At 70.3% G+C, this 10,300-nt stretch carries 8 protein-coding genes; 2 read left to right on the top strand and 6 right to left on the bottom strand.

Translation table 11 applies throughout. The features are described 5' to 3' along the window. Positions 1-2: 2 nt before the first annotated feature. The 3 genes from ACN4JJ_RS11295 to ACN4JJ_RS11285 form a co-directional block, all read right to left on the bottom strand. Positions 3-1,181, bottom strand: coding sequence for an ROK family protein (locus ACN4JJ_RS11295; RefSeq protein WP_440710010.1), 1,179 nt, complete (start codon positions 1,179-1,181; stop codon positions 3-5). A gap of 177 nt (positions 1,182-1,358) precedes the next feature. Beyond that, positions 1,359-3,119 (bottom strand): sensor histidine kinase, encoded by a 1,761-nt coding sequence (locus tag ACN4JJ_RS11290; RefSeq protein WP_440710009.1) that lies wholly within the window; start codon positions 3,117-3,119, stop codon positions 1,359-1,361. 10 nt (positions 3,120-3,129) lie between these two features. Further along, positions 3,130-3,819 carry a response regulator transcription factor gene (locus tag ACN4JJ_RS11285; protein WP_066040896.1) on the bottom strand — a complete coding sequence of 230 codons (690 nt, stop codon included), beginning with the start codon at positions 3,817-3,819 and terminating at the stop codon, positions 3,130-3,132. A 94-nt stretch (positions 3,820-3,913) separates the two neighbouring features. On the opposite strand from ACN4JJ_RS11285, the gene ACN4JJ_RS11280 reads away from it, so the two are divergent. Further along, a complete protein-coding gene (locus tag ACN4JJ_RS11280) occupies positions 3,914-4,798 on the top strand; it encodes a universal stress protein (RefSeq protein ID WP_440710008.1) in 885 nt (294 codons plus the stop codon). Beyond that, on the top strand, positions 4,795-6,354 hold the full coding sequence (locus ACN4JJ_RS11275) for an APC family permease (protein ID WP_440710007.1): 1,560 nt from the start codon (positions 4,795-4,797) through the stop codon (positions 6,352-6,354). Before ACN4JJ_RS11280 ends, ACN4JJ_RS11275 begins: the two co-directional genes overlap by 4 nt. A gap of 108 nt (positions 6,355-6,462) precedes the next feature. Here ACN4JJ_RS11275 and ACN4JJ_RS11270 read toward each other — a convergent pair whose 3' ends face one another. The 3 genes from ACN4JJ_RS11270 to ACN4JJ_RS11260 are packed head-to-tail and all read right to left on the bottom strand — an operon-like array spanning position 6,463 to position 10,233. Next, the gene (locus tag ACN4JJ_RS11270; RefSeq protein ID WP_440710006.1) at positions 6,463-8,106 is read right to left on the bottom strand and encodes a DNA repair helicase XPB; all 1,644 of its coding nucleotides are present in this window, start codon (positions 8,104-8,106) and stop codon (positions 6,463-6,465) included. A gap of 28 nt (positions 8,107-8,134) precedes the next feature. Further along, positions 8,135-9,973, bottom strand: a complete 1,839-nt coding sequence (locus tag ACN4JJ_RS11265) for a helicase-associated domain-containing protein (protein WP_440710005.1) — start codon at positions 9,971-9,973, stop codon at positions 8,135-8,137. Further along, on the bottom strand, positions 9,970-10,233 hold the full coding sequence (locus ACN4JJ_RS11260; RefSeq protein WP_440710004.1) for a hypothetical protein: 264 nt from the start codon (positions 10,231-10,233) through the stop codon (positions 9,970-9,972). The genes ACN4JJ_RS11265 and ACN4JJ_RS11260 overlap by 4 nt, the downstream gene beginning before the upstream one ends. Positions 10,234-10,300: the final 67 nt, after the last annotated feature.

The following is a 10,300-nucleotide window of genomic DNA, read 5'->3' as shown; positions in this document are numbered from 1 at the left end:
AGTCACTCCTTCAGGGCAAGACGTTCGGCGTCGAACGGAACGTCCAGTACAACCCGTGAATTCGTCCGGCCCCAGGACGAATGCGGGTCGGCGTGGCGCGCGACCGTCTCCTCCGACCAGGCCGCCGTCAGGGTGCGGTCGATGACGCCGACGAGCTCGGACCGTTCCCCCAGCGCGGCGCACCGCACCGCCACCCGCGGCTCGGGCAGCAGGCGGTCGAAGGCCTCCCGCACCCCGTCGACGAGCGGGCCACCGGATGCGCCGAGCCGGCCCCCGAGAACCACCACCTCGGCGTCGATGAAGCTGCACAACTGCGCGATGGCACGACCGACTCGAAGGCCGGCCAGGTGGTGGTCGGGGAGCGACATCGCGATCACCGTCTCCAGACATCCGCGCCGGCCGCACCGGCAGAGGGGGCCGTCCTGCTCCACCTGGATGTGACCCATCTCGCCGCCCGTTCCGTGCGCGCCCGAGAGCAGCCGGCCGTCGACGATCACTCCCGATCCGACGCCGTGGCTGATCTTCACGTAGAGCAGATTGTCGAACTGACGGGAGCCGGCGTTCAGGCGTTCGCCCCAGGCCCCGAAATTCGCATCGTTGTCGATGAGGAGAGGTCCGCTGATGCCGGCGGGCCGGACGGCGGCCGCGGTGACGCCGCGCCAGCCGGTCACGCCGGACGGGGCCATGACGGTGCCGTCGCGGACGACCGGGAAGGGGAGTGAGACTCCGAACGCCTTCACGTCCAGCATCGTGGCGCCCGTTCGCCGCAGCGCGTCGGAGATGAGGCGGTGCAGCACACGGAACGTCTCGGCGGCGCTGTCATCGACGGCGAAGCCGATGCGGTTCTCGAGGAGCACGCGCGATTGCAGGTCGACCACGGCGACCGTGATGTGCCGGTGCCCGATGTCGCAGGCGACGACGACTCCCGGCTGTTCGGCGAGTTCGAGCACCGAGGTGGGGCGGCCGCGCCGCGCCCGCAGTGCGTCGTCGCGCGAAGCCGCCGAGCCGAGCCGACGTTCGACCACGAGCCCCTGCTCGATCAGCTCGGCCACCGAGTGGGCGACCACGCTGCGCGAGAGTCCGGTGTGCTCGGCGATGGCCCGCCGGGTGGTCTGCCCCGCGCGTCTGATGAATTCGAGGTGGTCGCCGTGCCCCGCCCCGCCCGCCCCCTGTACTGCCACCGCAACCCCTTCGATGACTCCGCTGTCATCCGCGACTGCCCCCGAACGAGGGCCATCGCAGTCTCTCCTCATTGAAACACGAATGGCGGGCGGGCGGCGCACGACCGCCTCGGCGACGTCGCCCCCTTGTGCAACAGATGGAGGTGAGAGCGCAGGGTCACCCGGGTGGGCGCGCGGTTAGCGCTTCGCGGGCACCTTCGGCGGCGCCGTCGGCGCGGCGCCGACCGGCATCAGGGGGAGCGTGACGCGGAAGGTGGCTCCGCCGCCGGGGGTCTCGAGGGCCTCGACGGTGCCGTGGTGCGCGGCCACGATCGAGGAGACGATCGCGAGGCCCAGACCCGATCCGCCGGTCTCGCGGGTGCGGGAGGAGTCGGCACGGTAGAAGCGCTGGAAGATCTTCTCGCGGATCTGCAGGGGGATGCCCTCGCCGTGATCGACGATGTCGATCGTGGCCACTCGGCGCTGCTCGTCGACCTGTACCGAGAGGTCGATCGGGGTCGTCGCGTCGGTGAAGCGCAGGGCGTTGCCGATCAGGTTGGTGAGCACCTGGCGGATCTTGTTCTCCTCGGCCAGCACGATCGGCCGCGGCGCCTCGGTGGGGACGAGCTCGCCGAGCACCTCGGCCGTGCCGTCCGATCCGCCGGTGCCGTTCAGGATGATCTCTCCCGTGGCATCCGACGCCGTCGAACCGGCCGCACGCGGGCGTCGCCGCAGACGCGCCAGCGTGGCGTTGGCGAACGCGATCGGCCGGGTCGCGGTCGACGGCGTGCGAGAGCCGTCGGCGGGCGCTCCGGCCCCACCGGTGCCGTCGGGGCCGCCCTCGATCGCGGGCACGAAGGTCATCGACGACGGGCCGAGCGGAGTGATCACCGAGACGACCCGCTCCGGGCTCGCGGCCCGGGCATCCATCGCCGCATCCATCGTGAGCGGTACGAGGTCGACCGGCGCCAGCTGGAGCGGGCGCGTCTCGTCGAGACGGGCGAGCTCGAGGAGGTCTTCGACGAGGGTGCCCATCCGGATCGCCTCCTTCTCGATGCGATCCATGGCCGAGGCGATGTCTTCGGGGGTCTGCAGGGCGCCCATCCGGTAGAGCTCGGCGTAGCCGCGCACCGAGACCAGCGGCGTGCGCAGTTCGTGCGAGGCGTCGCCCACGAAGCGCCGCATCTGGTCGATCGTCTTGGCGCGGTCGGCGAAGGCGCGGTCGATCCGCGAGAGCATCGTGTTGAGCGAGCGGTTGAGGCGGCCCACCTCGGTGTTGGGCATCGCGTCGCTCATCCGCTGGCTGAAGTCGCCGCCGTCGGCGATGGCCGCCGCCGTGCGCTCCACCTCGCGCAGCGGGCCGAAGGTGGAGGTGACGAGCAGACGCGTGAGCATGGCGCCCAGGATGACGACGCCCACGCCGAAGGCCAGGAAGATCGAGAGATAGGTGGCCGTGGTCTTCTCGGTCTCGGCGAGCGACTTCGCGATGATCACGTTGCCGAGGTCGGTGCCGCCGAAGAGGTACACCTGGGCCGCGACCGCGTGCCATTCGGTGCGCTGGTCGAGCGAGTCGACGCTGAACACCTTTCCCTCGAGGGCGTTCGAGGTGTCGAGCGTCACCTGCACCTGGGGCATCGCCGCCGGATCGGCCTCACCCCAGTTGCTGGCGATGAGATTGCCGGAGGAGTCGACCAGGCCCACGAAGTAGTCGGTGGGGGCCGAGGTGATGTCGGCCACACCGAACTTCTCCTGCGTGGCGTTCGGCCCGAGGAAGGGCGAGGGGTCGCGGTCGGCGGTGTCGAGCTGGCTGTCGACCTGCTGCAGCAGATAGGTGCGCAGCACGATCATGGTGCCGACGCCGGAGACCACGAGGCCGAAGGTGAGCATCAGCACCGTGACGCCCGTGATCTTGCTCCGCAGTGAGATCGAGTTCCACTGCTTCTGGATGGCGGTCAGCATTGCGAGAAGGCTACGCCTTGCTCACCTTCAGCATGTAGCCGAAGCCGCGCTTGGTCTGGATGAGCGACTCCTCGGTGTGCGCATCGAGCTTGCGGCGCAGGTAGGAGATGTAGCTCTCGACGATGCCGGCGTCGCCGTTGAAGTCGTACTCCCACACGTGGTCGAGGATCTGCGCCTTCGACAGCACGCGGTTGGGGTTGAGCATCAGGTAGCGCAGCAGCTTGAACTCGGTGGGGGAGAGCTCGATGGCGGTGTCGCCCACGAAGACCTCGTGGGTGTCTTGATCCATGGTGAGCTCGCCGGCGCGGATGATCGCGTCTTCGTCGGCCTGCATGGTGCGGCGCAGGATCGCCTTGATGCGGGCCACGATCTCGTCGAGGCTGAACGGCTTGGTGACGTAGTCGTCGCCGCCGACGGTGAGACCGGTGATCTTGTCCTCCGTGTCGTCCTTCGCCGTGAGGAAGAGGATCGGCGCGGTGTACCCGGCGGCACGCAGGCGCTTGGTGACGCCGAAGCCGTTCATGTCGGGCAGCATCACGTCGAGGATGATCAGGTCGGGCTCTTCCTCGAGCACGGCCGAGATGGTCTGGGCGCCGTTGCTGACAGCGCGCACCGCGAAGCCGGCGAAGCGCAGGCTCGTGGTGAGGAGGTCGCGGATGTTCGGTTCGTCGTCGACGATCAGGATGCGTGGGCCGGTCATGGGACAAGTATCTGCGGGTTCGCTGTGCGAAACCTGGGAGCATCTCGGATGAGTCGGGTCGCCATTCCTGATGATTCTCCGCCAGTATGTCGGGATGAGATACGTCGTCGGCTATACGGACACTTCTTCCGGGCGTGATGCGCTCGCTCTGGCGGTGCGGTTGGCCCGCACCACGGGCGCCCGTCTCGACCTCGTGCTGGTGCTGGCGAACGAGGCCCGGCCCACGCTCGTGCCGGCCGATCCCGGGTACGAGAAGTTCCTGCGCGACACCGCGGAGGGCTGGCTCGCCGAGGCCGTCGCCGCCGTGCCCGACGACGTACAGGCCACGCCGCACGTCGTCTACGCCGAGTCGCCCTCCGACGGGCTGCTCGAGGCGATCGAGACGCTGAAGGCCGAACTCGTGGTGATCGGCGCGGCACGCGGCGGCATCCTGGGCCGCTTCTCGCTCGGCAGCGACGCGAACGCGCTGCTGCACTCGGCGACGGTGCCCGTGGCGCTCGCGCCCGACCGCAGCGGCGAACCGGGGACGGACGAGCCGATCAGCCGCGTCACCTGCGCGGTCGGCACGCGCCCCGGCGCCGACGAGCTGCTCGCCGCGGCCATCGGGGCCGCCCGGCGCGGCGGGGTGCCCCTGCGCCTGGTGTCGCTCGTCGCGCTCGACCAGCCCGCCGACGCGGCGCATCCGGATGCCAGGACGCGCGCCGAAGCACACGCGGCCTCGGTGCTGGCCGAAGCCGTCTCGCACCTGCCGGCCGACATCGCTGTGAGCTCAGAGGTGGCATCCGGTCACCGCATCGAAGACGCCGTCACCACGCTCGAGTGGGACCCGGCCGAGATCGTGCTGATCGGCTCGAGCCGGCTCGCCCAGCCCAAGCACCTGTTCCTCGGGTCGACCGCCGCGAAGATGCTGCGGGAACTGCCCGTACCGATGGTGGTCGTTCCGCGCGACTCCTCGTTCACGATCGGAGACCTGTCATGACCGCCCGCGACACCACGAACCCGCCGACCGCGGCCACCGCCGCCCTGTCGAAGAAGGGCCTCGGGGCCGGCACCGTCGGTCTGGTCGGCGCCATCGTCATCGGCATCTCGTGCATCGCGCCGGCCTACACGCTCACCGGCGCGCTCGGCCCCACCGTGGCCGAGGTCGGCACGCACGTGCCCGCCATCTTCCTGGTGGGCTTCATCCCGATGCTCCTGGTGGCGTTCGGTTACCGCGAACTGAACAGCCGGATGCCCGACTCGGGCACCTCGTTCACCTGGGCCACCCGGGCGTTCGGCCCGTGGATCGGCTGGATGGCGGGCTGGGGGCTGATCGCGGCCACCATCGTGGTGCTGTCGAACCTCGCGGGCATCGCGGTGGACTTCTTCTACCTGATGCTCTCGCAGATCTTCCAGAACCCCTCGATCGCCGACCTCACCACGAATCCGTTCATCAACGTCATCACGTGTCTGGCGTTCATGCTCGGCGCCACCCTCATCTCCTACCGCGACATGCAGACCACGCAGAAGCTGCAGTACGTGCTGGTGGGCTTCCAGCTGCTGGTGATGGTGTTCTTCGGCATCGTGGCGTTCGTGCACGTGGGTGCGGGCGATGCCTTCGACGCCCTGCCCATCTCGCTGGACTGGTTCAACCCGTTCGCCGTCGGCTCCTTCAGCGCCTTCGCCGCCGGGCTCTCGCTCTCCATCTTCATCTTCTGGGGCTGGGACGTGACGCTCACGATGAGCGAGGAGACCAAAGGATCGGCCTCCACCCCCGGCCGGGCGGCCACGGCCACCGTCGTCATCATCGTGGTGCTCTACCTCTTCCTCTCGGTGGCGCTGATCAACTACGCGGGCACCGGCACGGGGGAGTTCGGCCTCGGCAACGAGGAGATCCAGGGCAACGTGTTCTTCTCGCTGGCCGGCCCCATCCTCGGGCCGCTCGCGATCCTGGTGTCGATCGCGGTGCTGTCGTCGTCGGCGGCGTCGCTGCAGTCGACCTTCGTGTCGCCCGCCCGCACCCTGCTGGCGATGGGCCACTACGGGGCGCTGTCGCCGAAGTTCTCGAAGGTGCATCCGAGGTTCTTCACGCCCGGCTACGCCACGATCGTGTCGAGCATCGTGGCCTCGGTGTTCTACACCGTGATGCGGTTCATCTCGGAGGACGTGCTGTGGGACACCATCACCACGCTCGGCATGCTGATCTGCTTCTACTACGGGCTGACGGCGTTCGCGTGCGTGTGGTACTTCCGCAAGCAGTGGTTCTCGAGCGCGCGCAACTTCTTCTTCCAGTTCTTCTCGCCGCTGGTGGGCGGACTGATCCTGGGCATCCTGTTCTTCACGACCATCATCGAGAGCGCGAACCCCGACTACGGCAGCGGCTCGAACATCGGCGGCGTGGGGCTGGTGTTCATCCTCGGCATGACGATCATCGTGCTGGGCGTCGTGATCATGCTCGTGCAGTCGCGCCTGCGCCCCGACTTCTTCAAGAACCGCACCCTGGCCCGCGGCATCGCCGGCGACGCCAACGAAGCGGATGCGGCCCTCCCCGAGTAGGAGCGCGGAAAAGCGGCGGCGTGTACGTCGCTTTTCCGCATGAGAGCGGCCGACACAGGCGCGCGAACGACTAGCCGCAAGGTGCGCCGCAGGGGCGGCGGCGCACCGTCAGGCAGCCGCCAGGCTGTCTGCGTCGACAATGGTGTAGCTGTAGCCCTGCTCGGCCAGGAAGCGCTGGCGGTTCTGGGCGAAGTCCTGGTCGACGGTGTCGCGGGCGACGAGGGTGTAGAAGCTGGCCGAGAGGCCGGACTCCTTGGGGCGCAGGAGGCGGCCGAGGCGTTGCGCCTCCTCCTGGCGTGAGCCGAACGATCCGGAGACCTGGATGGCCACGCTCGCCTCGGGCAGGTCGATCGAGAAGTTGGCGACCTTGCTCACCACGAGGATGGTCTCCTCGCCGTCGCGGAAGGCCTGGAACAGCCGCTCGCGCTCGGCCACCGGCGTGGCTCCGGTGACCTGGGGAGCGCCGAGCTCGCGGGAGAGCTCCTCGAGCTGCTCGAGGTACTGCCCGATCACGAGGATGCGCTCGCCGCGGTGCTGCTCAATCAGGCGGCGGGTGGCGTCGAGCTTCGCGGGAGCGGTGGCGGCGAGGCGGTAGCGTTCGTCGTCGGCGGCCGCGGCGTACGTCATCCGCTCCTCGTAGGGCAGGTCGACCCGCACCTCGAAGCAGTTCGCGGGCGCGATGTAGCCCTGCGCCTCGATCTCCTTCCACGGGGCGTCGAAGCGCTTCGGACCGATCAGGCTGAACACGTCGCTCTCGCGGCCGTCTTCGCGCACCAGCGTGGCGGTGAGGCCGAGCCGGCGCCGGGCCTGCAGGTCGGCGGTGAGCTTGAACACGGGCGCCGGCAGCAGGTGCACCTCGTCGTAGACCACGAGCCCCCAGTCGAGCGCGTCGAGCAGCTCGAGGTGCGCGTAGGCGCCCCCGCGCTTGGAGGTGAGGATCTGGTAGGTCGCGATCGTGACCGGCTTCACCTCTTTCACCAGGCCCGAGTACTCGCCGATCTCGTCCTCGCTGAGGCTCGTGCGCTTCAGCAGCTCGGCCCGCCACTGCCGGGCCGAGACCGTGTTGGTGACGAGGATGAGCGTGTTCGTCTTCACCGCGGCCATCGCGGCGGCGCCCACCAGCGTCTTGCCGGCGCCGCAGGGCAGCACGACGACACCCGATCCGTGGGCGGTGAACTCGTCGACCGCCTCCTGCTGGTAGCCGCGCAGCTGCCAGCCGGATTCGTCGAGCTCGATCCCGTGCGGGGTGCCCGCCGTGAACCCGGCCAGATCGTCGGCCGGCCAGCCGAGCTTGATCAGTTCCTGCTTCAGCTGCCCGCGTGCCCAGGGCTCGATGCTGAACGATCCGTCCTCGTGCCGCTCGGTGAGCAGCGGTGCCACCTTCTTGGCGCGGCCGACCTCGGTCAGCACGGCCGCATCCGTCGAGCGCAGCTGGAGCGGGCCCTCGCCGGCGCGCTCGATCACGAGCGTGCCGTAGCGGCCGATGGTCTCGACGATCTCCCGGTTCACCGACTGCGGCACCGCGAACTTGGAGTAGCGCTCCAGCGTCTCGAGGATCTCCTCGGCCGAGTGGCCGGCGGCACGCGCGTTCCACAGGCCCAGCCGCGTGATGCGGTAGGTGTGCACGTGCTCGGGCGCACGCTCCAGCTCGGCGAACACGGCGAGGGCGTGGCGGGCGGATGCGGCCTGCGGATGCGCGACCTCCAGCAGAACGGTGCGGTCGCTTTGAACGATGAGAGGGCCGTCGGGCATAGCAGCCGAGTCTACGTCGACCCGGCTCTCAGGCGGTCGTGACCGAGAGGATGTTCGCCACGGGCACCGTTCGCTCGACCCCCGCGCGCACGTCGACGCAGCGCAGCCGGCCGTTGGCGAAGCTGAGCGGTGTCACCTCCAGCCGGGTCGAGCTGGCGTCTTGCAGGCGCACCTCGATGATGAGCGGCGTGCGGGCACGCACCGCCTTGCCGAGTTCACGGCCCAGCCAGGCCGCGTCGTCGTCGCCCGCCTCCACGGAGGCCTGCCGGAGCCGGGCCACCAGCTCGAGCACGGCCGGGGTGACCGGCGGGGTGTCGGATGGAGGCGGCGGGGCCTCGTGTCGTTCCAGGATGCGCGCGCGGCGCAGCATCCGCGGCTCTCCGGCGGCGTCGACGGCGAGCACGGGGTAGCCGGCGTCGAGCAGCAGCCAGTAGGCGGCGACCGCATCGGCCCGGCCGAGGAGCGCGCCCGATTCGTTTCGCCGCAGTCCCAGGGCGCCGAGCGACTGGTCGACGGCCAGCGCGGCAAGCAGAGTGGCATCGGCGCTGCGGATGCGGGTGCCGGCACCCGATCCGGAGTCCGGGGAGGATGCCTCGGATCGTGCCGGGCCGACGCGCACCAGCCCGTGGCGGCGGCCGCCCTCGGTGAGCAGGTAGTCGAGGGCCTGGGGGATGCCGGTGAGGCTGATCGCGGTGAGGAAGTCGCGCAGGCTCGCCTCGCTCTCACCTGAGGCGAGCGCGCGGTCGATGCTCTGCCGCGTGACCCGGTAGCTCGACGCCACCCCATGGTTCTCGAGGTCGGCGAGCGAGCGGATGCGCGCGTCGACCGGAGGCGCCAGGGGGCCGGGAGCGATGATCGTCAGGTCGTGCTGGAGGTAGACGCGGTCGACCTCGCCGGGCAGGGCCGCCTCGAAGTCGGCGACGGCGCCGGGTGCCGGGGTGCGGGCGCCCGAGGCGCGCAGCAGCGCGGCGCCGAACGCCGTCGTCGCGCCGTCGACCGTGAGGCCCAGCACCGCGGCGACGGTGTCGACCGGGGACAGGGCGTCGAGCAGGGCGGCATCGGCGGCCGGGTAGAGCCGGACGACGGCATGGCGCAGGCGCTCGCCGGAGAGCCAGCTGGGGTCGGTGCCGTCGGTGCCGGAGGCGAGGGTGCGGCGAACGGGTGCCGGCAGGGAACGCAGCCAGGCGGTGGCGAGCGCGAACCAGCGGTCGGTGGGGGAGAGGGCGCCCCAGGCGTCGGCGAGGGTGGTGGAGAGCACGGCGTCGCCGTCGATCTGCACCAGGCCGGCGGCTCGGGCGACCTCCAGCAGCGGTGGCACGACCGCGGGGTCGAGGCCGAGGAGCACGGCGAGACGCTTCTCGTCGTGCGCGGAGAGGCCGCCGTGGGCTCGGATCTTCGCGGGAGCGATCCGCAGCTGATGGCCGATCTCGGCCACGGCGGAGATCGCGGTGAACGCGCGCTCGGCCGCCGGGGCGATGTCGACCGGGAGCTCCGGGGCTGCATCGGCGGGGCCGGCCGGCGCATCGTGGAGCGGGACGTCGTCGAGCGGATGCGCCGCCAGGGCTTCGAGCGCCTGCTCGCGGACGCCCAGGGGGACGTCTTCATCCGGAACCCGCAGACCGAGGCGGATGAGCATCCGCTCGCTCGCGGCATCCGGGAACGGGCCGTTCGAGGCCAGCGACTCGAGCGTGGGCCTGTCGATCGTACGCAGCGCTGCCCGCACCGACGCCGGGCTCAGCAGTAGATCCGCCAGGTCGAAGAAGTCGCGCGCCTCGCGGGGCGTGACCTGCCGGGACGACAGCAGGGCGGAGAGCGCGTCGTCGTCGAGGGCGCTGAGCCGGCGGGCGAGCGTGAGCGATTCGCTCATCGACTCCCGCGAGCGTCGCGCAGCCGGCGGCGCATGTTGAGGATGAGCAGCACCAGCATCAGCACGAAGCCGATCGGCAGACCGATCAGCGGCAGGAAGATGATGACCGGCCAGACGCCCTCGCCGAAGTCGCGCACGCCCACCGCGGTGCCGACGATCAGCGCCAGGAAGGCGAGCACCGAGAGCCCGAGGGTGGCGGCGATCATGAAGGCGAGCGCGCGCTCGATCCGGCCGCTGGAGGGGGAGTCTGCATCGCTCACGTCACCAAGGATACGGGCACCGGTAGGCTGGTCAGTGGCCCGGAGCGGTATTCGGGCCGATTACACG

The organism is Herbiconiux dendrobii (assembly GCF_052048175.1).
GTDB lineage: Bacteria > Actinomycetota > Actinomycetes > Actinomycetales > Microbacteriaceae > Herbiconiux.
Note: the sequence above shows the minus strand (reverse complement) of the source record. Positions and strands in the feature narration are given on the sequence as shown.

Excerpts from the sequence above, each read along its gene's own strand:
- ACN4JJ_RS11285 (WP_066040896.1), bottom strand. The coding sequence starts at position 3,819 with ATGACCGGCCCACGCATCCTGATCGTCGACGACGAACCGAACATCCGC.
- ACN4JJ_RS11275 (WP_440710007.1), top strand. The coding sequence starts at position 4,795 with ATGACCGCCCGCGACACCACGAACCCGCCGACCGCGGCCACCGCCGCC.
- ACN4JJ_RS11265 (WP_440710005.1), bottom strand. The coding sequence starts at position 9,973 with ATGAGCGAATCGCTCACGCTCGCCCGCCGGCTCAGCGCCCTCGACGAC.
- ACN4JJ_RS11290 (WP_440710009.1), bottom strand. The coding sequence starts at position 3,119 with ATGCTGACCGCCATCCAGAAGCAGTGGAACTCGATCTCACTGCGGAGC.
- ACN4JJ_RS11270 (WP_440710006.1), bottom strand. The coding sequence starts at position 8,106 with ATGCCCGACGGCCCTCTCATCGTTCAAAGCGACCGCACCGTTCTGCTG.
- ACN4JJ_RS11280 (WP_440710008.1), top strand. The coding sequence starts at position 3,914 with ATGAGATACGTCGTCGGCTATACGGACACTTCTTCCGGGCGTGATGCG.